This is a genomic window from Streptomyces sp. NPDC036822 (genome assembly GCF_055609145.1).
Genome location: NZ_JBVJPY010000002.1, coordinates 360,075 through 383,647 on the forward strand (window position 1 = coordinate 360,075; position 23,573 = coordinate 383,647).

The following is a 23,573-nucleotide window of genomic DNA, read 5'->3' on the forward strand; positions in this document are numbered from 1 at the left end:
GGTTTTCGGGTGGGCAATCCGGCGCTTTGTTAACTACTCGGACGTAGCCACGGGGACAAGCACACGGCAGCCACAAGAAACCGGCCCCGTCCTTGTGGGACGGGGCCGGTGTCCCACGGATCCGGACCGTGGCCCCGGTGCGGCGGGACACCCGGACGGCCGCATCGCGCACCGCCCGGTGAAGGCCGGTCAGCCCTGCGGTGACGCCGAGGGCTCCTCCGCGTCCGTGGCCCACACCTGCCACGGCTGACGCGTCACCCACTCCTCCACCGGCGCCGGGGACACCGCCAGCACCTCCGCCGAGACCCCGTCGTCGGCCGCCATCAGCAGCGGGTCGGCGCCGGTCGCCATGTGGTGGTAGATCCCCGCGACGCCGGCCGCCGCCACCGGGCCGAGCAGCTGCGCGAGGCCGCGCTCGAACACCTCGGGCGGCAGCGGCAGGTAGTGCACCGCCCTGCCCAGGCCCCGGCCGAACGCCGCCGCCAGCTCGGCCCCGGTCATCGACCGGGCCCCGCCGATGTCGAACGTACGCCCCTCCAGGCCGTCCCCCGTCAGCGCCGCGAGCACTGCCTCCGCGAGGTCCCGGTGCGAGATCCAGGCCGTCGGCGTCTCGGGCGGCAGCGGATAGGCCAGGACCCCGTCGTTGACCAGCGCGGGGCCGTTCCAGGGCGAGAAGAGGTTGTCCAGGTAGACCGGGGGCCGGAGGACGACCAGCGGCACGCCGCAGTCCCGGAGGACCTCCTCGGCGATCCTCCGCGTCTCGAACGCGGCGACCGAGGTCGCACCCTGCGGGATGCGGGTGTTGGCGTTGTAGACCAGACGGACGATCCCGGCCTCCAGGGCCGCCAGCGCGATGTTCCGCGCGTACAGCCGTACCCGCTCCGGCTCGTACACCAGCGGCATCACCACCGAGGCGTGCGTCATGCCCTCGAAGAGCCGCCGCACGTCCGCGGCGCTCCCCAGGTCCCCCGCGACGAAGGAGGCACCCGGCAGGGGCGGGCGGTCGCCCTCGGGGCGGCGCGAGAGCGTACGGACCCGGTGGTGCCGCTCGGCCAGCAGGCGCGCCACCGCACCACCCTGGAAGCCGGTCGCTCCCACGACGGCCACCCGCATCGGAATCTGACTGGACATGTGTCGTTGAGGCCCTTCGATAGGCTGTGACTGCTGCCGTGACGGCTCTCTCAGGCTGGCGGCGGCGGCTTCGGCCGTTCAATTAACAAACCGGGGCGGAAGTTGAAGGATCGTCCATGGACACCGTGGGAACCGACTGTCACGACCGGCATGGGGAGGGGCGCGACGACCAGCGCGACGACCTTCTGAGCGAACTGCTGAAACCGCTCCGGCTCACCGGCGTCTTCGACAGCCGCTGGCACGTCCGCGCGCCCTGGGCCATCGAGGGCGACGCGGAGCAGAGCTGCGCCGTCCTGCACTACCTCGTGGAAGGGGGCTGCTGGATCACCGGCGAGGGCCAGGCGCCGCTGGAGCTGCGCGCCGGCGACCTCATCGTCTTCCCCACCGGCACCGCCCACCGGCTCTCCGACCGGCCCGACCGCCAGGGCGTGCCGCTCAAGGCCGTCCTGCCCGAGCGGCAGCCCGGCACCTCCGGCGAGATCGTCATCGATGGCACCGGCACCGAGAGCCGGCTGCTGTGCGCCGGACTCCACTACGACGCCAGCGCCGCCACCGGCCTCTACACGTCGCTGCCCTGGGCACTGGTCCTCGACGGCCCGCAGGTCGAACGCGAACCCCTCCTCCGCGACACCCTGCGGCTGCTCGCCGACCCCGCCCGGCCCATCGGCCCGGGGGACCGGCTGATCACCCTGCGCGCCTTCGAGATGGCCCTCGTCCTCGCCCTGCGCCCGCTGCTGCGCGAGCTCACCGACAACCCGGACGCGCTGCCCGTGCTGCGCCACCCGGGCATCAGCAGGGCCCTGGTCATGATCGCCACCCGGTTCGCCGAGCCCTGGACCATCGAGTCCCTCGCACGGGAAGTCGGAATGTCCCGCTCCGCGTTCACCGCCGCTTTCCGGGAACTGGTCGGCGAAGCACCCGCCCGCCACCTCACGGGGCGGCGGATGCAGGAGGCGGCCCGGCTGCTCACCGAGACCTCGATCCCGCAGTCCGCCGTCCCGGCCAGGGTCGGCTACCAGAGCGCCGTCGGCTTCCACCTGGCCTTCCGCAAGTGGTTCGGGACGACACCGGGGGAGTACCGCTCCGGCTTCGACAACGCCGCGTGACCTCGCGTGATCAGGGCAAAAGCCGCATGACCGGAACATCCCTGGCCGGTTCTTAAGGACCGCTGGACGGTCGTTCATTGCCCCGGTGCCCCGAGCCATGGAGGCTCAAGGCGGCGGTGCCATGACGTACGAGGAGAGGCGATAAGCGGTGACGAGGTCCGGGCAGGAGTATCTGGAGGCGCTGCGCGACGGGCGCGAGATCTGGCTCGACGGTGAGCGGATCAAGGACGTCACCGCGCATCCCGCCTTCCGGGCCACCGCGGCCTCCTTCGCCGGCCTCTTCGACCTCGCCCACGACTCGCCGCTCACCCCCGTCCTCGTGCAGGGCGGGGTGCACCGCGCCTACGCCGTCCCCCGGTCGTACGAGGACCTGGTCGCCCGGCGCCGGGCCTACAAGGCGTGGGCGGAGGCGAGCTACGGCTTCCTCGGCCGCACCCCCGACTACATGGCCTCCGGCGCGGCCGGTTTCGCCGCCGCCCCCCAGGTGTTCGACACCGAGTGCTTCGACGGCGCCGGCCACGCGCTGGCCTACCACCGCAGGCTCGCCGAGGGCGGGCTGTACTCCGCCTTCACCATCACCAATCCGGCCTGCGGCGGCGGCGCGGACGACGACCTGACGGTCCGGGTCGTCCAGGACCGCGCCGACGGGATCGTCGTACGCGGTGCCAAGACCATAGGCACCGGCGCGGTGTTCGCCGACGAGATCCTGGTCGGGACGATCGAGCCGCTCGCCCGGGAGGACGTCGAGCGGGCTCTGACCTTCTCCGTCCCCGTGGACACCCCCGGCCTGAAACTGATCTCCCGGACCTCCTACGAGGGGCGCGCGCGGTCCGTCTTCGACCATCCGCTCTCCTCCCGGTACGACGAGAACGACGCGCTGCTCGTCTGCGACGACGTGTTCGTCCCGTGGGAACGGGTGCTGACCTACCGGGACGTCGACACCACGGCCGCGATGTGGTGGCAGACACCGGCCTATCTGAACTTCACCCACCAGTCGGCGACGCGGTTCTGGACCAAGCTGGAGTTCCTCACCGGCCTCGCCATCCTCATCGCCCGGTCCAACGGCACGGACGGGCTGCCGCCGGTGGCCCAGGCGATCGGACGGCTGCTCGGCATGGTCGCGCAGGCCAAGGCGTTCGTGCTGGCGGCGGAGGCGTCGTGGGAGCCGGTCGACGGGGGCCGGGGCGGGGTGCGGCCGGGGCAGGAGATCTCCTTCGCCCAGCGGATCATGGCCGGCGAGCTGTACCCGCGGGCCCTGCAGGACATCAAGCTCCTCGCGGGCGGGTCGATCATCCAGACCCCGGCGAGCGGCAGGGACCTGCTCCATCCGGAGCTGGGCCCGCTGGTCCGCCGGTACTTCCGCACGCCGGGCCACCCGGCCGAGGACCGGCTCAAGCTCCTGAAACTCGCCTGGGACGCCCTCGGCTCGGAGTTCGCCGGCCGGCACGAGCAGTACGAACGCTTCTACCAGGGCGCCCCGCACGTCTATCTGACGATGCAGAACTGGGCGGGCGGCGCCGACGACTGCGTGGGCCTGGCGCAGGCGTGCCTGGACGGCTACGACCTGGGGACGACGGGCACCACGCCGAGGGCGACCCCGGGGGCGGCTTCCGGGCCGGCCCCGGCGTCCGCCGGGCGGGCGGCTTCCGGTTCCGCTACGGGGTCGGCTTCGGGGGTGGCTTCCGGTTCGGCTGCGGGGTCGGCTTCCGGATCCGCCGCACGGGCGGATTCCGGGGCTCCTTCCGGGCCGGCGCCGGAGGCGGCCTCCCGGCCGGCCCCGGGGACGGCGTCCGGGAGCGGCCGGTGACCGGCTCCCGGGAGTCACCGGTGGCCGGCTCCGCCTCGCCGCGTGGCGCCCTCGCCCTGCTCGCGTCCACGCAGCTGCTGCTCATCCTGGACACCGCGGTCGTCAACGTCGCCCTCCCCTCGATCGGCGAGGACCTCGGACCGGGGTCCGCCGGTCTGTCCTGGGTGGCCAACGCCTACCTGATCACCTTCGGGGGCCTGCTGCTCCTCGGCGGCCGCGCCGCCGACCTCCTCGGCCACCGCCGCCTCTTCCTCGCCGGCCTCGGAGTGCTCGCCGCCGCCTCGGCCGCCGGAGCCCTCGCCCCGCACGCGACCGCCCTCGTCGCCGCCCGCGCCGCACAGGGCGTCGGCGCCGCCCTCGCCGCTGCCGCCGCGTTCGCGATGCTCCTCGGCCTCTTCCCGGACGGCCCCGCCCGCCACAAGGCGCTCGGCGCCTTCGCCGCCATGGGCGGACTCGGCGGCGTCCTCGGCACCGTCGTCGGCGGCGTCCTCACCGACCTCGCCGGCTGGCGCTCCACGTTCTGGCTCAACGTCCTGGCCGCCGCGGTCCTGGCCGCCCTCGCCCCGCGCGTCCTCGCGCCGGGCGAGCGCCGCGCCGACCGGAACTTCGACCTCGCCGGAGCGCTCGCCGCCACCGGGGGGCTGGGACTCGTCGCGTACGCGCTCGTCGGCGCCGGAGAGTTCGGCCCGCTCTCCCCCCGTACCCTCGCCGCCGCAGGTGCCGGACTGGCCCTCCTCGCCGCCTTCGCAGTGATCGAGACCCGGGCCGCCGCCCCCCTCGTACCGCCCGCCGTGCTCCGCCGCCCGGCCCTCCGACTCGCCAACACCCTCAGCGCTCTCGCCCAGATGACGCTGTTCCCCCTGTTCTTCCTGGTCAGCCTCTATCTCCAGAGCGTCCTCGGCCACTCCCCGCTGGGCGGCGGCCTGGGACTGCTCCCGCTCTGCCTGGTCGTCGTCGCGGTCGCCCCGCGGACCGGCCGGCTCATCCTCCGGCTCGGGCTGACCCGGACCATGACCCTCGGCTTCGCGCTGCTGTGCGCCGGCACCCTGTGGCTGGCGCTCGCGCTCACCGCCGACGGCACCTTCTCCACCACCGTCCTCGCGCCCAGCCTGCTGCTGGGCGTCGCCCTGCCGCTGGCGATGGTCACCACCAACGTGGCCGCCACGGCCGAGGCATCACCCGAGGAGACCGGGCTGGCATCCGGACTCGTCAACACCAGCCAGCAGTTCGGCTCGGTGCTCGGCCTCGCCGTTCTGGTGGCCATCGCCACCACCCGTACCGACGCTGCCACCGCAGCGGCCCGGACCGACGGCTTCAGAGTCGCGCTCCTCGTCGGCGCGGCCTTCGCCGCCGTCGCCGCGACGCTCTCGGTACGCCTGCGCCTGCCCGCCCCCGCCACGGTGCCACCGCGCCGGGTCCGGGCGGCCGAGCCGACCCACGGTGACCACGTGGGCGACCACATCTGATCTCGGCGACCGAGCCGAAGGGGCGCGGCTGCCGACAGGGAGGGACGTGCTGGGCTCCCAGGACCATGGGGGAACCTCGGGCGATGTCCGAGGGGGAGCCGAGCGCCCTCGACCGTCGGCAGACGCATCACATGCCCCGGAGGTAACCCGAAACCACGAAGAGGGGCATTCCGTTGACCCTGTACGACCTTGTCGCGCCCGGTCTCGACGAACGCGGCGATCCGCGCTACCGCGTCTGCGACATCCGCGCAGCCGATCCGCTCGGCGCCGACGCGTTGCTCGCCGCGCTCCCCGCGATGAACGCCGACGCCGACGTCGCCGCGCTCGTCGTGTCCCTGCGCACCCTCGTCCCCGACCCGGACCGGGCCTCCGAATGGAACGTGGAGGCCGCCCTGGCGGCCATGCGCGACCTCGGCATCCTGCTCGGCTCGCTGAAACGCCACGGCGTCCAGCCGGTCGCCGCCGTCCCCGAGGTCCTCCCGATCCTCGAACTCCTCGGCCGGCGGACCGACATGGTGCCCCGCGACACCGTGCACCACTACACCACCTGGAACCCGCTCGGCCCGCGCCAGCGGATGTACACCGGCCATCCCATGGAGGGCCACCTCCAGGAAGCCGTCCGGATGACGTTCCCGGGACTCGTCGCGGCGCTCGACACCTGCGCGCGGATCGCCCGGCTCGAACCGTACGACCCCGGCTTCGCGGTCGCCCTCGACCGCACCGCGCACCACGTCCAGTCGATGGTGGACTCGATCGACTTCACCATCGCCCACGTCACCCCGGAGTACTTCGCGCTCACCCTGCGCCCCTACTTCGAGGAGATCGACGTCGCCGGGCGCGACTACCTCGGGCCCGCCGCCGCCCAGGTCCCCCTCTGGCTCGTCGACCTGACGCTCTGGCAGTGCGACCGCTCGCACCCCGACTACGACGCCTTCCTCGCCGACTCGGTGCAGTACAGCCTGCCGTCCTGGCGGGACTTCCACGCCCGGCACATCGGCGGCGTCTCCGCCGTCAGCAAGCTGTCGGCCGCCATCAGCTGGGAGAGCGTCGAGCGGCTGCCCCCGCAGCTGGAGGCGTCCGCCCGGGCGCTCGCCCGCGTCCTGAGGATCCTCAAGACCTTCCGGGCCCGCCACATCGGGATCGCCCGCAAGGCCTACAGCGACGACCTGCGGCTGTACGACGAGGGCAGCGGCGGCGCCCCGATCCCCCTGCTGCGCTCGATACTCGACCTGACCCGGGACAACGAGACCATGGTGCGCCACGCGACGGGCGGCCCCCGCCCGGTGGCCGGTGCCCGGACGTCGGCGGCGTGAGGGAGAGACGATGAACGCGCTCACACCCCCGGCGAGCCCCCTCCCCGGAATCCTGCCCGACGAGTGCGACCTGCCGGGCTGCGGGCTGCTGCACGTGGTCGTCGCCGGCGGCGGCATCGCCGGCCTCACCACCGCCCTCGCCCTGCACGCCGCCGGATTCCGGCGGGTCACCGTCGTCGAGGCTGCCAGGACCGGCCGCCCGGCCGGCGCCGGGCTCAACCTGATGCCCAACGCCGTCCGCGAACTCGACGCCCTCGGCCTGCTCGACCGGCTCGAAGCCGGCGCCCTGCGCACCCGCGAACTGCGCTACTACCACCGCTCCGGCGGCCTGATCTCCCGCGAACCCCGCGGGACCGGTGCCGGTCACCGCTGGCCCCAGCTCTCCGTCCACCGCGCCCACCTGCACCGGGTCCTCGCCGACGCGGTACGGGAACGGCTCGGCCCGGCCGCCGTCGTCGGCGGTGTCCGCGTCACCCACGCGGAGACCCTGCCCGACGGCCGCCCCCGGATCCGCCTCGAACACCGCGACGGCACCACCCGGGGCCACGCCTCCCTCGAACCGGACGTCCTGATCGGCGCCGACGGCATCCGCTCGGCCGTCCGGGCCGCGCTCAACCCCGGCGAGGGCGGTCCGCCCTGGAACGGCATGCTCGTGTGGCGGGGCGTCTCCCGGATGCCCGCGCGCTCCGTCGGCACCTTCATGTTCATCGCCGGCGACGACCGCCGGAAGGCCGTCGTCTACCCCATGACCCGGCCCACGGGCCCGGACGACACCGTGCTGGTCAACTGGGCCCTCGCCCGCCCCGCGGAGGACACGGAGGCGGAGGAGCGGCGCGAGGAGTACCGCGGCGACTGGAACCGCGCCGTCCCTGTCGAAACGTTCCTGCACCACTACGAGGGGTGGGAGTTCGACGGTGTCAGCGTGCCAGGCATCGTGCGGGCCGCCGACGCGGCCCACGAGTACCCCATGGTCGACCGCGAGCCCCTGGACCGCTGGACCCACGGCCGCACCACCCTCGTCGGCGACGCCGCCCACGCGATGTACCCGATCGGCTCCAACGGAGCCACCCAGTCCATCGTCGACGCCCGCGCCCTCGCCCACGCCCTGGCCGTCCACCGCGACCCGGCGGACGCCCTCGCCGCGTACGAGGAGGAGCGCAGGCCCGCCATGACGGCCCTGCAGCACGCCAACCGCCGGCTCGGCCCCGAGGTCGTCATCAACCTGGCGCACCAGCGCGCACCGCACGGGTTCACCGACATCCACGAGGTGATCCCCGCCCCGGAACTGGCCGCCATCGCCGCCCGCTACGCCGCCACCGGAGCCTTCGACCCGACGGCCGTCAACCAGGGCTCCCCCTACGGGACACGCCGCCCGGACGTCCCCGCCGCGTCCGCCGTCCGGGTGGGCGCGCCGTTCTGACGCCCCGTCCGGGCCCCGGCGCACTCCCGCGCGCCGTGGCCCGGACGGGGGGAGTGGCCTACCTTCGGTGGGACGCACAGTGGACGCACAGCGTGGTGCGTCCACTCCGCTCCGCTCTCCCCTGCGAAGGTGGAACACGTGAAGGCAATCCGTCGATTCACCGTGCGCCCCGTCCTCCCCGACACCCTTCGACCGCTCACCGACCTGGCGCGGAACCTGCGCTGGTCCTGGCACGAGCCGACCCGTGAACTCTTCGACTCCGTCGCTTCCGCCCCGCCGGGAGACCGCCGCACCGACGACGGCGACCCCGTCCGGCTGCTCGGCTCCGTCTCCGCCGCCCGCCTCGCCGCCCTCGCCGCCGACCAGGAGTTCCTGGGCCGGCTCAACGCCGCGGCCGAGGACCTCGACCACTATCTGCACGCCCCCCGCTGGTACCAGGAACACCAGGAACAGCACGGCGGGCTGCCCGCCGCCATCGCCTACTTCTCACCCGAGTTCGGCGTCACCGCCGCCCTGCCCCAGTACTCCGGCGGCCTCGGCATCCTCGCCGGAGACCACCTCAAGGCCGCCAGCGACCTCGGCGTCCCGCTCATCGGCGTCGGACTCCTCTACCGCCACGGCTACTTCCGCCAGTCCCTCTCCCGCGAGGGGTGGCAGCTGGAGCACTACCCCGTCCTCGACCCCGGCGAGCTGCCGCTCTGCCTGCTCCGCGACACCGACGGCACCCCCGCCAAGGTCACCCTCGCCCTGCCCGGCGGTCGCAGCCTGCACGCGCACATCTGGACCGCGCAGGTCGGCCGCGTCCCCCTGCTGATGCTCGACTCCGACGTCGAGGAGAACGCGCCCGGCGAACGGAACGTCACCGACCGCCTCTACGGAGGCGGCAGCGAACACCGGCTCCTCCAGGAGATGCTCCTCGGCATCGGCGGCGTCCGCGCCGTCCGCACGTACTGCCGGCTCACCGGCACCCCGGCACCCGAGGTCTTCCACACCAACGAGGGCCACGCCGGCTTCCTCGGCCTCGAACGCATCCGCGAACTGGCCGGCGAGGGCATCGGCTTCGACGCGGCCCTGGAGACCGTCCGCGCCGGGACCGTCTTCACCACCCACACGCCCGTCCCCGCCGGCATCGACCGCTTCGAGCGCGGCCTGGTCGCCCGCCACCTCGGCGACGACGCCGAGCTTCCCGGCGTCGACGTCAGCCGGATCCTCGCCCTCGGCGACGAGACACCGCTCGGGGGCGAGCCCGGGCTCTTCAACATGGCCGCCATGGGCCTGCGCCTGGCACAGCGCGCCAACGGCGTCTCCACCCTGCACGGCGGGGTCAGCCGCCAGATGTTCGCCGGGCTGTGGCCCGGCTTCGACTCCGTCGAAGTGCCCATCGGCTCCATCACCAACGGCGTCCACGCGCCGACCTGGACCGCGCCCGAGGTCGGCCGGCTCGGCCCGGACGCCGACGACCGCGAGCTCTGGGAGCTGCGCCGCACCCTGCGCGAACAGCTCGTCACGGAGGTACGGGAACGGCTGCGGGCCTCCTGGCGGCAGCGGGGCGCGGGAGCCGCCGAACTCGGCTGGACCGACTCCGTCCTCGATCCCGACGTGCTCACCATCGGGTTCGCCCGCCGAGTCCCCTCGTACAAACGCCTCACGCTGATGCTCCGCGACCCGGACCGGCTGCGGGCGCTGCTGCTCCACCCCGAGCGGCCCGTCCAGCTCGTCGTGGCCGGCAAGGCGCACCCCGCCGACGACGGCGGGAAGCGGCTGGTGCAGGAGCTGGTCCGCTTCGCCGACGACCCCCGGGTGCGGCACCGGATCGTCTTCCTGCCCGACTACGGCATGGCCATGGCGCGCAAGCTGTACCCCGGCTGCGACGTCTGGCTCAACAACCCGCTGCGGCCGCTGGAGGCGTGCGGCACCAGCGGGATGAAGGCCGCACTCAACGGCTGCCTCAACCTCTCGGTCCTCGACGGCTGGTGGGACGAGTGGTTCGAGCCCGACTTCGGCTGGGCGATCCCCACCGCGGACGGGGCGGCCGCCACCGACCAGGAGCGCCGTGACGACCTGGAGGCGGCCGCGCTGTACGAACTCGTCGAACGCCGGGTCGCCCCCCGCTTCTACGACCGGGGGCCGGACGGGGTCCCGGCCCGCTGGACCGCCATGGTCCGCAGGACCCTCGGCGACCTGGGACCGAAGGTGCTCGCCGACCGGATGGTCCGCGAGTACGTGGAGCGGCTGTACGCCCCCGCCGCGGCGGCGCACCGCGCGCTCGACGCGGACGCGGCCCGGGAACTGGCCGACTGGAAGTCCCGGGTGCGGACCGCCTGGCCGAAGGTCGCCGTCCACCACGTGGAGGTCGGCGAACTGGGCGAGGACCTCGGCGACGCCGAGCTGGGCGCGACGCTCGCGGTACGGGTGGGGGTCTCCCTCGGCGAACTGCGGCCGGAGGACGTGGAGGTCCAGGCCGTCACCGGCCGCGTCACCCCCGACGACACCCTCGCCGACCCCCGCGTCTGCGCCCTGAAGCCGGCCGGCGGCCTCTCCGACCTGGACGGCCGGCGGATCTACGAGGGTTCCCTGGTCCTCGACCGCACCGGTCCCTTCGGCTGCACGGTCCGGGTCCTGCCGGCGCACACGAGGCTCGCCTCGCCGGCCGAGCCGGGCCTGGTGACCTGGCCGACCGACGCCGTCGCGGAGGAGGCGGGGGTGCTGCTGCGCTGACCTGGGTCAGGGGAGCTTCGCCCGGTCGGTGAGGCGGCCGTCGGTGAAGCAGAGCCGGTAGACCGGGATCGTCGCGAGGAGCGCCGTCCGGTAGTAGAGGCACTCGTCCGCCCCGGGCGGCTCGGCGGGGGCCCGCTGGGGCGGGCCGTCCAGGGGACGGGCGGGCAGGTGCTCACCGACCTCGGCGCGCGACTGCCCGACGCGGATCTCCGCGTACTCCTCCGGCTCCAGATGCGACCGGGCCTGGGTGGAGAGGCCGACCGCGCCCATGAGCAGCGCCAGCGCGGCGAGCAGGGCCGCCGGGATCCAGATCGCCTGGGCGAGGCCCCTGCGCACCTGCCGCCGTGCCCGGTCGAGCTCCCGGGCGGACGTCGGCGCGGCCGGTGGGGGGCCGGGCGCGGTGGCGGGCGGGCGCGGCGGCAGGACGGCGCGCACCTCGAAGCCGCCGTCGGCGGTGCCCCCGTGCCGCAGCGTCCCGCCGGCGAGCCGCACCCGTTCGTCGAGTCCCACGAGCCCCGAGCCCCCGGGGCCGGCCGCACCGGCGCGTCTCGGCGCGGCGGGCCCGTCCGGCGGCGGTCCGTTGACCACGCGCACCTCCACGGACTCGTCGCCGGCCCGGGTGAGGCGCACGGACACGGCCGCCCCCGGCGCGTGCCGGGCCGCGTTGGTCAGCGCCTCCTGCACCACCCGGTACACCGCCCGGTCGGTCATCGCCGGCAGCGCGGGACCGGCCGTACACGTCAGGTCCACCGCCAGGCCCGAGGCCCTCGCCCGCTCCACCAGGTCCTCGACCGGCTCGTCGGAGGGGGTCGTCGGGGCCGGGGTGTCCTCCGCGCGGAGGACACCGATGACGTCCCGTAGCCGGGAGGTGGCGTCGGCCGCCGCCCGGCGCAGCTCGCCCGCGGCCCGCCGCTGCTCGGCGTCCAGCCCCGGCGCCAGCTCCAGGGCGCCCGCCCGGAGCGCGATCAGCGCCAGGTCGTGGCCGAGCGAGTCGTGCATGTCACCGGCGATGCGCGACCGTTCCCGCAGGCGCTCCCGGTCCGCGACGGCCGTCTGCTCGCGCTCCATCCGGTCCGCCAGCTCCCAGCCGCTGCGGACCAGCCGGTCGTACTGCCGTACGTACCGCCCGATCAGCCAGGGCGCCACGACGGCCAGCGCGAGCACCAGGAGCAGGGTGAACCACTGGCCGAGCGAGGCGCCGGTGAGCCGGTTCAGCATCAGTCCGGCCGCCGCCACCGCGACGAACAGCCACAGCGCCGTCCGGGTGCGCTCCTGCCGCCGGCCGGCCAGATAGCCGAAGGCGACCAGCGCCAGGACGAAGGAGGCGGTGTGGAGCTCCGGCGAGACCGCCAGGCTCACCGAGACCGTGAGGGCCACCGGCGCGGCGGGCCACCGCCGCCCGAGCGCCACGCACACGCCGAGGACCGCCACCCCCGCCGCCACCTGCCCCCAGGAGCCGCCGTCGTTCGGATCGGACCGCAGCAGGACCGGCACGCACAGCAGCGCCCACAGCCCCACGTCGAGGAGCCGCTCACGCATCGGGGACCTCGGGCACCAGACCCGCCTCGTACGCGAGGACGGCGAGCCGCACCCGGTTGCGCAGCTCCAGCCGGGCCAGGACCGCGCTCACGTGTGCCTTGACCGTGCTCTCGACGACGAAGAGCCGCGCCGCGATCTCCGCGTTCGACAGGCCCGCGCCCACCAGCGCCACCACCTCCCGTTCCCGGGCGGTCAACGGCTCCAGCCTGGCCCTGGCCCGCGCCGCGCGGGAGAGGCGTTCGCCGCCGAGGGTGTCGATGACCCGGCGGGCGACGACGGGGGAGAGGAAGGCCGCGCCGGCGGCCACCGCCCGTACCCCGGCGAGGAGTTCCCGGGGATCGCCGGACTTCAGCAGGAAGCCGCTCGCCCCGCCGCCGAGTGCCCGCGCGATGTAGGCGTCCTCGGAGAACGTGGTCAGCATGACGACCGCCGACTCCGGGACGGCGGCGCGCAGTTCCTCCGCCGCGCCCAGGCCGTCGAGCCGCGGCATGCGGATGTCGAGCAGCACGACGTCCGGCCGGTGCAGCCGCGCCAGTTCGACGGCCTCCCGCCCGTCGCCGGCCTCCGCGACGACCTCGATGCCCGGGTCGCCGGCGAGGATGGCCTTCACCCCGGCCCGGATCATCGTCTCGTCGTCCGCGAGGAGCACCCTGATCATGCGGCTCACCCTACGCAGACGCACGGACGCCCGGAGGGGGAGAGCCCCTCCGGGCGTCCGTCACGGTGTGGTCACCGCGGGGGCGGGGTTACGGGAACGTCAGCTTGAAGCTGTTGATGTAGCCCGTGTCGACCGAGGCCTTGTCCTGGACGCGGAGCTTCCAGGCGCCGTTGGCGACCTCGGTGGAGGCGTTCACGGTGTAGGTCGCGACGAGGTTGTCGGCGCTGCCTCCGGAGCGGTTGTGCACGTTGTAGACCGAGCCGTCGGGGGCGACGAGGTCCACGACGAGGTCACCGCGGTAGGTGTGGACGATGTTCACGTCCACCTTGAGGGTGGCCGGGGCGTTGCCGGTGACGCCGGTGACGTTGACCGTGGAGGTCACCGCGGCGCCGTTGTCCGGGATCGCGACGTCGGCGGTGTTCTCGAAGACCTTGCCGGTGCCGGGGTCGCCGCCGCCGGGGCGCGCGCCCACGTTGATGCCGGCCCAGGCGTGCTCGACGGCCTTCACCTCGGCGCTTCCGGCGCCGTACAGCTCGGTGGCCACCGCGACCGTGCCGGTGCGGGCACCGGCGTAGTTGGTGTTGGAGCCGAACTTCGTGGTGAGCGCCTTGAACCAGATCAGCGCGGCCTTGTCACGGCCGATGCCGGTGACGGGCAGGCCGTCGGAGGTCGGCGAGTCGTAGTTCACGCCGTTGATCGTCTTGGCGCCGCTGCCCTCGGAGAGGAGGTAGAACCAGTGGTTCGCCGGGCCCGAGGAGTAGTGGACGTCGATGCCGCCGATGCCCGAGTACCAGGCGTCCTTGGACGAGCCGTCCTTGCTGGGCTTGTCCATGTAGCGCAGCGGGGTGCCGTTGCCGCGGATGTCGATCTTCTCGCCGACGAGGTAGTCGCCCTGGTCGGAGGCGTTGTTGGCGTAGAACTCGACGGCCGCCGCGAAGATGTCGGAGGTGGCCTCGTTCAGACCGCCGGACTCACCGCTGTAGACGAGGCCGGCGGTGTTCGAGGTGACGCCGTGCGTCATCTCGTGCGCGGCCACGTCGATGGAGGTGAGCGGCTTGGTGTTGTTCGAGCCGTCGCCGTACGTCATGCAGAAGCAGGAGTCCTGCCAGAAGGCGTTGACGTACGCGTTGCCGTAGTGGACCCGGGAGTACGCGCCGACGCCGTCACCGCGGATGCCGGAGCGGCCGTGCACGTTCTTGTAGTAGTCCCAGGTGACCCCGGCGCCGAAGTGCGCGTCCGCGCCCGCGGTCTCGAGGTTCTGCGGGGTGCCGTCGCCCCAGACGTCGTCGGAGCCGGAGAACAGGGTCCCGGTGCCGGACGTGCCGCGGTTGAGGTTGTACGTCTTGTGGTTGCCGCGGCCGGTGTCGGTCAGCGTGTACGACGGGGCGGTGCCGAGGGTCACCTGGCCGCTGTACTGGGTGTTGCCGGTACCGGTGTGGACGGCCTGCCACTCGTACAGCTTCTTGCCGGTGGTGGCGTCCGTGACGACGTGCAGCTCGTTCGGGGTGCCGTCGTGCTGGAGGCCGCCGACGACGGTCTCGTACGCGAGGACGGGCGAACCCTGCGCCATCCACACGACCTTGCGCGGGGCGCGCTCGGCGGCGGTCTTCTGCGAGCCCTCCGCCTTGGCCTCGGCCAGCGCCTGCTTCTCGGCGGCGGCCGGGGCGATGTCGGCGCTGAGGTCGACGTTCTTCAGCTCCGCGCGGGAGGCCTTGGTGACGCCCTGCGTCTGTCCGGCCTTGGACTCGGCGACGACCAGGTCGCCGCCGAGGACGGGGAGTCCGCCGTAGGTGCGCTCGTAGCGCGTGTGCGTGGTGCCGTCGCGGTCCTGGACCACGTCACGGACGACCAGCTTCTCCTGGGCGCCGAGGCCGAGGGCCTTGGCGGTCGCGGCCTTGTCGGCGTCGGCCGCCCGTATCAGCGCGGTGCGCTGCGCGGGCGAGAGGTCGGCCGGGAGTTTGCCGGGATTGGCAGCGGTGCCGGCCTGGGCCTTCGGCGCGGCCTGGGTGTCCGCCGCGGTGGCGGCACCCGTCTGGACCGAGACGGCGAGCATGGCGGCGGCAGCGATCAGGGCGCCGGTCGCGGTGGCGCGACGGCTGGGCGTGGATCTCACGCAGACTCCTTTTGCGAGGGGGGTTCCGGACGGCTGGGTGGGTCGTCCGGGCAGAGCAAACAGAGCTGTGGAGCACGTACTCGTGAGGCGCGGACTCCGGTGCGGGGAGTCGGGAAGGAGAGTGGCAGTCATGACCGGTCTGTGTCAGGAGCGCGTCAAGAAGTTGGCCGGAAATCGTCCGGTGCCCGAAGGGCCGTGTTCGTTAAGCGGACGTTTCGTCGATCATGGCCGCGCTGTCGCCCGGTGTTCGCCCGCCCGTGATGCGCGGAGGATCTCCGGGCCGGGCGCGCTCCGCCCGCCCGCGCCCGGACCGTTGAACAGCGGGTACGCGCCCGCCCCGGGCCCGCGTAGCGGCGTGGCTCGTTCCGCTCCCTCCCCGGGCCGTCCGGGACGCCGGGCCCCGCCGCGCCCGCTCCACCCGCCCGGCACCGCGACCACTCCGTGGACACCGGGGCACGGCGGTGCGCGCGGCGGCGGGGGCGCCGCCGCGTGGGGTGCCGGGCCGGCTCAGCCCACCACGCTGTCCCGCCAGGCGCGGTGGAGACCGGCGTAGTGCCCGTCCCCGCCGACCAGCTCGGCCGGCGTCCCGTCCTCGACCACGCGGCCCGCCTCCATCACCAGGACCCGGTCCGCGATCTCCACCGTCGAGAGCCGGTGCGCGATCACCACCGCCGTGCGGCCGGCGAGGACCGTGTCCATCGCCCGCTGCACCGCCCGCTCGCCCGGCACGTCCAGCGAGCTGGTCGCCTCGTCCAAGATCAGGACCGCGGGGTCCGCCAGCAACGCGCGGGCGAAGGCCACCAGCTGCCGCTGTCCCGCCGAGATGCGGCCGCCCCGCTTGCGTACGTCGGTGTCGTACCCGTCCGGCAGGCCGGCGATGAAGTCGTGCGCGCCGATGGCCTTCGCCGCGTGCTCGATCTCCTCCCTCGTCGCCTGGGGACGCCCGATCGCGATGTTCTCCGCGACCGTCCCGGAGAAGAGGAACGCCTCCTGCGTCACCATCACCACACCCCGCCGCAGCTCGGGTGTCGCCAGCTCCCGCACGTCCACCCCGTCGAGCAGCACGCGGCCCTCGGTCGGGTCGTAGAAGCGGGCGAGGAGCTTGGCGAGGGTCGACTTGCCCGCGCCGGTCGAGCCGACGACCGCGACCGTCTGGCCCGCCGGGATCCGCAGGTCGAAGCGGGGCAGCACCTCGCCACCGGTGCGGTAGGCGAACCGCACCTTCTCGAAGACGACCTCACGGCCCGGGAATCCGGGACGGGCGGGCGGGAGGGCGCGCGGGACGGCGGCCTCCGGCACCCCCGGCGCCTGCGCCAGCAGACCGGCGATCTTGGCGAGCGAGGCGGCCGCCGACTGGTAGGAGTTGAGGAACATGCCGAGCCGGTCGATCGGGTCGTACAGCCGCCGCATGTACAGCACCGCCGCCGCGAGCACCCCGAGCGCCAGCGTCCCGTCGGCCACGCGGGAGGCGCCCCACAGGCACATGCCCGCCACCGCCGTGTTCGCCACGAGCCGTGAGCCCACGACATAGCGGGCCATCTCCAGGAGCGCGTCGCCGTTGCTCCGCTCGTGCCGGTGGTTGAGCGCCGCGAACTCGGCGTCGTTGGCCCGCTCCCGCCGGAACGCCCGGACCGGCCGGATCCCGTTCATCGTCTCCGCGAACTTCACGATCACGCCCGCGACGGCCGTGGAGCGCTCGGCGAAGACCACGGCCGCGCGCCGCTGGTAGATCCGTACGAGCAGGTACAGCGGGGCGAAGGAGGCGACGGCCACCGCCCCGATGCCCAGATCCAGCCAGAGCAGCATCGCCGAGATGGACACGAACGCGAGGACGACGCCGATCAGCTCCTGGAGCCCCTCGGCGAGCAGTTCGCGCAGCGACTCCACGTCCGTGGTGGAGCGGGAGATGAGCCGGCCCGAGGTGTACCGCTCGTGGAAGTCCAGGCTCAGCGCCTGGGCGTGGCGGAAGATCCGGCCGCGCAGGTCGAGCAGGACGTCCTGGTTGACGCGGGCGGCGCCGCGGACGAAGGCGTACTGGAGGAGCCCGGCGGCCGCCGCGCAGAGGAGGTAGCCGGCGGCGACGGCGACCAGCGGGCCGTGGTCCCCGCCCCGGACCGCGGGAACGCCCCGGTCGATGGCGTACGCGACCAGCAGCGGACCGGCCTGGACGGCGGCCTGCTGGAGGAGCAGGACGAGAGCGGCGACGGCGACCCTGGCCCGGTGGGCGGAGAGCAGCGACCGCAGCAGGGCCCCGGTCGCCCCCGCCGGCGCGGGAAGATCGTCCTGGTCGAACGGGTCGCCGGGCGCGCCGGCCGTGTCGGTGGCCTCGTGCGCGGTCGCCCTGCCGGGCGTGCCGGCCGTGTCGGTGGCCTCGTGCGCGGTCGCCCTGCCGGGCGTGCCGGCCGTGTCGGTGGCCTTGTCCGCGGTCGCCCTGCCGGGCGCCTCCGGCGCGTCCGTCGAGGCGTCGGTCGGCCTGGCGGGCGTGGCCCCGTCCGCCGTGCCCCGTACCGCCGAAAGCGTCGGATCCGTCGGCTCCGCCGGCTCCTTCGACTCCCTCGTCTCCGTCATCGGGGGGTCTCTCCTTCACCCTCGCCGGACATCAGCCAGGCGTACTCGGCGCTGCTGCGCAGCAGTTCGTGGTGGGTGCCCACCGCCGCGATCCGGCCCCCGGACAGCAGCGCGACCCGGTCGGCGAGCAGGACGGTCGACGGCCGGTGCGCCACGACCAGGGCGGTCGTGTCCCGCAGCACCTCGCGCAGCGCCGCCTCCACCAGGGCCTCGGTGTGCACGTCGAGCGCCGAGAGCGGATCGTCGAGGACCAGGAAGCGGGGCCGGCCCACCACCGCCCGTGCCAGGGCCAGGCGCTGGCGCTGGCCACCGGAGAGGCTCAGGCCCTGTTCGCCGACCCGGGTGGCCGCGCCCTCGGGCAGCGCCGCCACGAAACCCTCCGCCTGGGCGACGCCGAGCGCGCGCCGCAGTTCCGGTTCCCCGGCCGCCTCCCCGGCGCCCATCAGGACGTTCTCCCCGACGCCCGCCGAGAAGAGCGTCGGCTCCTCGAACGCCACCGACACCAGCGTGCGCAGCCGTTCGCGCTCCATCCGCGCGATGTCCTCGCCGTCGAGCAGGATGCGTCCCGCCGTCGCCTCGTGCAGCCGGGGCACGAGCGCCGTGAGCGTCGTCTTGCCGGACCCCGTGGCGCCGACCAGGGCCAGGGTCTCCCCGGGGCGGATGTGCAGATCGATCCGGTCGAGCACCGCGGGCGCGTCGGCGGGCGCGTCCGGGTAGCGGAAGGAGACACCCTCGAACCGCACCCCGTCCCGCGTGACGGCGGGCGCCCCGACGGGCTCGTCCCCCGCTGCCCGCCGTGGTCCCGGGGTCTTCCCGGGCTCCTCTCCCGCCTCCGCGCGCGGTCCCGGTGTCTCCTCCGGCTCGTCCATCACCTCGAAGTACCGCTCGGTCGCCGTGGCCGCCTCCTGGCTCATGGCGAGCAGGAAGCCGATCGACTCCACCGGCCAGCGCAGCGCGAGGGCCGTCGAGAGGAAGGCCACGAGCGTGCCGGCCGACAGGTCGCCGTCGGCGACCCGGACCGTGCCGAGGACCAGCGCGGCGCCGATGGCCAGCTCCGGCAGGATGGTGATGAGCGCCCAGATCCCGGCCAGAAGCCGCGCCTTGACCAGCTCGGTGGAGCGCAGCCCGTCGGCCAGGGCCCGGAAGGCCTCGGCCTGACTGCGATGGCGGCCGAAGCCCTTGACGATGCGGATGCCGAGGACGCTCTCCTCCACGACGGTGGTCAGATCGCCGACCTGGTCCTGCGCCCGCCGGGCGACCACCGCGTACCGGCCCTCGAAGAAGGAACACAGGATCACCAGCGGCACCACGGGTGTCAGCAGCACCAGCCCGAGCGTCCAGTCCTGGCCCAGCAGGAGGACGTAACCGGCCAGGATCGTCACTCCGTTGACCAGGAGGAACGTCAGGGGGAAGGCCAGGAACATCCGTACCAGCATCAGGTCCGTCGTGCCGCGGGACAACAGCTGGCCCGACGCCCACCGGTCGTGGAAGGCGATCGGGAGGCGTTGCAGATGCCGGAACAGGTCGGCCCGCATCCGCGCCTCGACGCTCGCCAGCGGCCGCGCCACCAGCCAGCGCCGGAAACCGAACAGCACCGCCTCCGCGATGCCGAGCAGCAGCAGGTACAGCGCCCCGAGCCAGACCCCGCCCGGGTCCCCCGCGGCGACGGGTCCGTCCACCATCCACTTCAGGACGAGCGGGATGACGAGGGACAGGCAGGAGGCGGCCACGGCGACCGTGGCGGCGGCGGCCCAGCGCCCGCGCACCGGGCGCACATAGGGCCACAGGCGCAGCAGCGCGCGCACCGCCGAGCGGCCGGCGTCGGCCGACGGGGGGTCGTGGTCCGGGGCCCGGGCCGGGTCCCCGGCCGCGGTCTCGGCGGAATCCTTGGTGAGGGCATGGTTTTCGGGCATCAGGGGTGAGCCTACGGTTCGCCCCTGACATCCCTCACGTGGTTTTCGGCCGTCGCGGCCCCGGGTCGTAGCGCCGGTCAACCGATCGGTTGACCGCGCTTCGAGCGGGACGGCCGATGTGCCGGGGCACCCGCGGGAGCCAGTCTGGGGGCATGCCGATGATCGAAGTGCGGGGCCTGCACAAGGCCTACGGCGACCGGAAGGTCGTCGACGACGTGTCGTTCGAGGTCGCCGAGGGAGAGGTCTTCGGGATCCTCGGCCCCAACGGAGCGGGCAAGACCACCACGGTGGAGTGCGTGCAGGGGATCAGGACGCCCGACGCCGGTACGGTACGGGTCGCGGGCCTCGACCCGGTCGCCCGGCACGCCGACGTCACCCGCCTCCTCGGAGTGCAGCTCCAGGAGAGCGAACTCCAGCCCAAGCTGACCGTCCGGGAGGCACTGGAGCTGTACGCCTCCTTCTACGACCGGCCCGCCGACTGGCGCGGGCTCGTCGAGCGCCTCGGCCTCGGGGCGCACCTGAAGGCCCGGTTCTGCACCCTCTCCGGCGGCCAGAAGCAGCGGCTCTTCATCGCCCTCGCGCTCGTCGGCAACCCCCGTGCCGTCGTCCTCGACGAGCTGACGACCGGGCTCGACCCGCGGGCGAGGCGCGACACCTGGTCCCTGATCGAGGACATCCGGGCGGGCGGGGTGACGGTCCTGCTCGTCACCCACTTCATGGAGGAGGCCCAGCGCCTCTGCGACCGGCTCGCCGTCCTCGACCACGGCCGGGTCGCCGCCCTCGACACCCCCCAGGGCCTGATCGCCCGGTCCACCGCCTCCAAGGTGATCTCGTTCGCCGCCACGACACCGCTGGACCCGGCGGAACTCCGCGCCCTGCCGCATGCCACGCGCGTCGTGACACGCGACGGCCGGACCGAGGTCGACGGCACCGACGAGACCGTGAACGCCTTCGTCGGACTGCTCGCCGGCCGTGGGATCACCGTCCAGCAGCTGCGCGTCGCCGACGCCACCCTCGACGACGCCTTCCTCGACCTGACAGGAGCCGACCAGCCATGACCGCAGGTCCCACCACCATGGTCCTGAGGACCGAGGTCCGCCTCTTCACCCGCGAGCCCGGATCGCTGTTCTGGGTGATGGTCTCGCCCCCGGTGCTCCTGGTGATCCTCGGTCTGATCCCCTCCTTCCGCGAGGTCTCCGACGACCTCGGAGGCCGCCGGGTCATCGACCTCTACGTCCCCGTCGCCGTCCTCTTCGCCCTGATCATGTCCGGGCTGCAGGCCATGCCGCCCGTCCTCGCCGGCTACCGCGAGCGCGGCATCCTGCGCCGGATGTCGACCACCCCCGTCCGCCCCGCCTCCCTGCTCACCGCCCAGATCGCCCTGCACGGCGCCGCGGCGCTCGTCTCCTCCCTCCTGGTCGTCACGGTCGGCCGGCTCGCCTTCGGGGTCCGGCTGCCGGAGAACCCCGTCGGGTACGTCCTCGCGCTCCTCCTCGCCGTCGCCTGCGGCCTCGCCCTCGGCGCCGCCGTCTGCGCGGTCTCCCGGACCCAGAAGATCGCCACCGCGGTCGGCTCGGCCGTGTTCTTCCCGACGATGTTCACGGCAGGCGTCTGGGTCCCGGTCCAGGCCATGCCCGATACCCTGCGGCACATCGTCCAGTTCACGCCGTACGGCGCCGCTTCGCAGGCGCTGGACGCCGCGACGGGCGGGGGATGGCCCGGCGGGGCGGCGCTCGGCGTGATGGCGCTGTGGACGGCCCTGCTCACCGCCACGGCGGTGCGCCGGTTCCGCTGGGAGTGACCGCACGGGGGAGGACACGAGGATGGCGACGACCGTCGAGGAACGCTGGCGGCAGTTCCTCCGCTGGGGCCCGTACGGCCTGCTGGGCATCGCCACGGTGCTCTCGGCCGGGGCGGCCGGCCAGCTCATGGACGCCGCGGAGAAGAGGACGGGCGCCGGTCTCGCCGTGGCGGCCCTCGCCCTCCAGCTCTGGTGGGGCGCCCACCAGCGCCGTGCGGGGCCGCGCACGGCGCGCCGCCCCTCCGCCGCCGAGGACGGGTCCCCTCACGGAGAGGCGGGCGGGGACGGGATCGTGCTCGTCCCCTGCGCCCCGGGCGTCGCCTCCGTCGTCTACTTCACCTCGCGCACCGTTCTCGCCTTCGTCCTGACCTGGCTCAACCCCTTCTTCGCCGTCTACGCCTGCGCCGGCTACTTCGACGCCGTGCACCTCCTGCCGCGCCGCGCCGCGCACGCCGGACTCCTCCTCACCGCCGTGATCATGGCCGGCTCCCAGTCGGGCGGACTGCCACCCGCGTCCCTCCTCCAGTGGGCGGCGTTCGGCGGCCTGTTCGCGCTCAACGCCGGCCTGGCCCTCGGCTTCGCCCACATCGGCACGAAGGAGGCGGAGAAGGCGGCGGAACGCGCCGCGACCATCACCGAACTCGCGCGGACCAACGCCCGCCTGGAACAGGCCCTCGCCGAGAACGCCGCCCTCCAGGCGCAGCTCCTGCTCCAGGCCCGTGAGGCGGGGGTGGCCGACGAGCGGCGGCGGCTCGCCGCCGAGATCCACGACACCATCGCCCAGGGCCTGACCGGGATCATCACCCAGCTCCACGTCGTCACCGCCACCCCGGACCCTTCCCTCGCCCGCGTCCACCTCCAGCGCGCCTCCGACCTCGCCCGGCACAGTCTCGGCGAGGCCCGGCGCTCCGTGCAGAACCTCGGTCCGGTCGCCCTGGAGCACGACACCCTTCCCGAAGCCCTGAAGAAGACGGTCGCCGGCTGGTCCGAACGCACCGGCATCACCACCCGGTTCACCGTCACCGGTACCGAGGAGCCCCTCCACGACGAGGTCGCCGCCACGCTGCTGCGCATCGCCCAGGAGGCCCTCGCCAACGCCGAGCGCCACTCCGGCGCCTCCCGGGCGGGCGTCACCCTCTCGTACATGGGCGACGAGATCACCCTCGACGTCCGCGACGACGGACAGGGCTTCGACCCCTCGGCCGTTCCGGTCCGCTCGGGCGGCGGCGGCTTCGGCCTCGCCGGCATGCGCGCCCGGGCCGAACGCCTCGCCGGCTCCGTCGCCGTGGAGACCGGGCCCGGTGAGGGCACGGCGGTCTGTGCCCGCGTACCGTTGGTCCACCATGACTGAGATCACCCTGCTGATCGTCGACGACCACCCCGTCGTACGGGACGGCCTGCGCGGGATGTTCACCGCAGGGTCCCCGGACGGCACCGGCCCCGGCTTCGCCGTCCTCGGCGAGGCGTCCGACGGTGTCGAGGCCGTCCGGCTCGCCCTGCTGCTCGATCCGGACGTCGTCCTCATGGACCTGCGCATGCCCGGCGGCAACGGCGTCGAGGCCATCGCCGAACTGACCCGGCGCGGCGCCCGTGCGCGGGTCCTCGTGCTCACCACGTACGACACCGACACGGACACGCTACCCGCGATCGAGGCGGGGGCCACCGGCTACCTCCTGAAGGACGCGCCCCGGGAGGAGCTGTTCGCCGCCGTCCGGGCCGCCGCCGAGGGGCGCACGGTCCTGTCGCCGGCGGTCGCGACCCGGCTGGTCTCCCGGGTCCGCACGCCCGCCGCCCCCGCCGACGAGTCGCTCTCCGCCCGCGAACGCGAAGTCCTCGAACTCGTCGCCAAGGGCACCTCCAACCGCGCGATAGCCGCCGAGCTGTTCATCAGCGAGGCGACCGTGAAGACCCATCTGACGCACATCTACGCCAAGCTGGGCTCCAAGGACCGGGCGGCCGCGGTGGCGACGGCCTACGACCGGGGCATCCTGGGCCGCGGCGGCTGACCGCCCCCGAGCCG

The 23,573-nt window shown here is 74.1% G+C and carries 16 protein-coding genes; 10 read left to right on the forward strand and 6 right to left on the reverse strand.

Going from position 1 to position 23,573, the window contains the following annotated elements:
* Positions 1-189: 189 nt before the first annotated feature.
* Positions 190-1,131, reverse strand: coding sequence for an SDR family oxidoreductase (locus tag ACZ68P_RS06010; RefSeq protein WP_471003232.1), 942 nt, complete (start codon positions 1,129-1,131; stop codon positions 190-192).
* 116 nt (positions 1,132-1,247) lie between these two features.
* Between ACZ68P_RS06010 and ACZ68P_RS06015 the strand changes: the two genes are divergently transcribed.
* From ACZ68P_RS06015 to glgP, 6 genes are all read left to right on the forward strand, one after another.
* The gene (locus ACZ68P_RS06015; RefSeq protein ID WP_471003235.1) at positions 1,248-2,237 is read left to right on the forward strand and encodes an AraC family transcriptional regulator; all 990 of its coding nucleotides are present in this window, start codon (positions 1,248-1,250) and stop codon (positions 2,235-2,237) included.
* Positions 2,238-2,385: 148 nt separating this feature from the next.
* Complete coding sequence (locus tag ACZ68P_RS06020) at positions 2,386-4,044, forward strand: 4-hydroxyphenylacetate 3-hydroxylase family protein (protein ID WP_471003238.1); 1,659 nt, start codon at positions 2,386-2,388, stop codon at positions 4,042-4,044.
* The gene (locus ACZ68P_RS06025) at positions 4,041-5,510 is read left to right on the forward strand and encodes an MFS transporter (RefSeq protein ID WP_471003241.1); all 1,470 of its coding nucleotides are present in this window, start codon (positions 4,041-4,043) and stop codon (positions 5,508-5,510) included. The genes ACZ68P_RS06020 and ACZ68P_RS06025 overlap by 4 nt, the downstream gene beginning before the upstream one ends.
* Positions 5,511-5,683: 173 nt before the next feature.
* Positions 5,684-6,823, forward strand: a complete 1,140-nt coding sequence (locus tag ACZ68P_RS06030; RefSeq protein WP_471003245.1) for a monodechloroaminopyrrolnitrin synthase PrnB family protein — start codon at positions 5,684-5,686, stop codon at positions 6,821-6,823.
* Between the two features lie 85 nt (positions 6,824-6,908).
* On the forward strand, positions 6,909-8,243 hold the full coding sequence (locus tag ACZ68P_RS06035) for an FAD-dependent monooxygenase (protein WP_471003883.1): 1,335 nt from the start codon (positions 6,909-6,911) through the stop codon (positions 8,241-8,243).
* 138 nt (positions 8,244-8,381) lie between these two features.
* Positions 8,382-10,961: an alpha-glucan family phosphorylase gene (glgP, locus tag ACZ68P_RS06040; protein WP_471003248.1), complete on the forward strand. Its 2,580-nt coding sequence runs from the start codon at positions 8,382-8,384 to the stop codon at positions 10,959-10,961.
* Positions 10,962-10,967: 6 nt separating this feature from the next.
* Here glgP and ACZ68P_RS06045 read toward each other — a convergent pair whose 3' ends face one another.
* From ACZ68P_RS06045 to ACZ68P_RS06065, 5 genes are all read right to left on the reverse strand, one after another.
* Positions 10,968-12,500, reverse strand: coding sequence for a sensor histidine kinase (locus tag ACZ68P_RS06045; protein ID WP_471003250.1), 1,533 nt, complete (start codon positions 12,498-12,500; stop codon positions 10,968-10,970).
* Complete coding sequence (locus ACZ68P_RS06050) at positions 12,493-13,158, reverse strand: response regulator (protein WP_471003253.1); 666 nt, start codon at positions 13,156-13,158, stop codon at positions 12,493-12,495. Before ACZ68P_RS06050 ends, ACZ68P_RS06045 begins: the two co-directional genes overlap by 8 nt.
* Before the next feature lie 88 nt (positions 13,159-13,246).
* Entirely contained in the window at positions 13,247-15,271 is a 2,025-nt protein-coding gene (locus ACZ68P_RS06055) for a M4 family metallopeptidase (RefSeq protein WP_471003256.1), read from the reverse strand.
* 507 nt (positions 15,272-15,778) lie between these two features.
* Positions 15,779-17,839: an ABC transporter ATP-binding protein gene (locus tag ACZ68P_RS06060; RefSeq protein ID WP_471003259.1), complete on the reverse strand. Its 2,061-nt coding sequence runs from the start codon at positions 17,837-17,839 to the stop codon at positions 15,779-15,781.
* The gene (locus ACZ68P_RS06065) at positions 17,836-19,752 is read right to left on the reverse strand and encodes an ABC transporter ATP-binding protein (RefSeq protein ID WP_471003262.1); all 1,917 of its coding nucleotides are present in this window, start codon (positions 19,750-19,752) and stop codon (positions 17,836-17,838) included. Before ACZ68P_RS06065 ends, ACZ68P_RS06060 begins: the two co-directional genes overlap by 4 nt.
* Positions 19,753-19,904: 152 nt before the next feature.
* Here ACZ68P_RS06065 and ACZ68P_RS06070 point away from each other — a divergent pair, with 152 nt between their 5' ends.
* The 4 genes from ACZ68P_RS06070 to ACZ68P_RS06085 are packed head-to-tail and all read left to right on the forward strand — an operon-like array spanning position 19,905 to position 23,559.
* Positions 19,905-20,810, forward strand: a complete 906-nt coding sequence (locus tag ACZ68P_RS06070; RefSeq protein ID WP_471003265.1) for an ABC transporter ATP-binding protein — start codon at positions 19,905-19,907, stop codon at positions 20,808-20,810.
* Positions 20,807-21,553 (forward strand): ABC transporter permease, encoded by a 747-nt coding sequence (locus ACZ68P_RS06075; RefSeq protein ID WP_471003268.1) that lies wholly within the window; start codon positions 20,807-20,809, stop codon positions 21,551-21,553. Before ACZ68P_RS06070 ends, ACZ68P_RS06075 begins: the two co-directional genes overlap by 4 nt.
* Before the next feature lie 22 nt (positions 21,554-21,575).
* Complete coding sequence (locus tag ACZ68P_RS06080) at positions 21,576-22,904, forward strand: sensor histidine kinase (RefSeq protein ID WP_471003271.1); 1,329 nt, start codon at positions 21,576-21,578, stop codon at positions 22,902-22,904.
* Positions 22,897-23,559, forward strand: coding sequence for a response regulator (locus ACZ68P_RS06085; protein ID WP_471003273.1), 663 nt, complete (start codon positions 22,897-22,899; stop codon positions 23,557-23,559). Before ACZ68P_RS06080 ends, ACZ68P_RS06085 begins: the two co-directional genes overlap by 8 nt.
* Positions 23,560-23,573 lie beyond the last annotated feature (14 nt).

What these genes read in the sequence shown, in the direction of transcription:
- ACZ68P_RS06010 (WP_471003232.1), bottom strand. Translation starts at nt 1,131, where the DNA reads ATGTCCAGTCAGATTCCGATGCGGGTGGCCGTCGTGGGAGCGACCGGC.
- ACZ68P_RS06015 (WP_471003235.1), top strand. Translation starts at nt 1,248, where the DNA reads ATGGACACCGTGGGAACCGACTGTCACGACCGGCATGGGGAGGGGCGC.
- ACZ68P_RS06045 (WP_471003250.1), bottom strand. Translation starts at nt 12,500, where the DNA reads ATGCGTGAGCGGCTCCTCGACGTGGGGCTGTGGGCGCTGCTGTGCGTG.
- ACZ68P_RS06050 (WP_471003253.1), bottom strand. Translation starts at nt 13,158, where the DNA reads ATGATCAGGGTGCTCCTCGCGGACGACGAGACGATGATCCGGGCCGGG.
- ACZ68P_RS06060 (WP_471003259.1), bottom strand. Translation starts at nt 17,839, where the DNA reads ATGACGGAGACGAGGGAGTCGAAGGAGCCGGCGGAGCCGACGGATCCG.
- ACZ68P_RS06065 (WP_471003262.1), bottom strand. Translation starts at nt 19,752, where the DNA reads ATGCCCGAAAACCATGCCCTCACCAAGGATTCCGCCGAGACCGCGGCC.
- ACZ68P_RS06070 (WP_471003265.1), top strand. Translation starts at nt 19,905, where the DNA reads ATGCCGATGATCGAAGTGCGGGGCCTGCACAAGGCCTACGGCGACCGG.
- ACZ68P_RS06075 (WP_471003268.1), top strand. Translation starts at nt 20,807, where the DNA reads ATGACCGCAGGTCCCACCACCATGGTCCTGAGGACCGAGGTCCGCCTC.
- ACZ68P_RS06080 (WP_471003271.1), top strand. Translation starts at nt 21,576, where the DNA reads ATGGCGACGACCGTCGAGGAACGCTGGCGGCAGTTCCTCCGCTGGGGC.
- ACZ68P_RS06085 (WP_471003273.1), top strand. Translation starts at nt 22,897, where the DNA reads ATGACTGAGATCACCCTGCTGATCGTCGACGACCACCCCGTCGTACGG.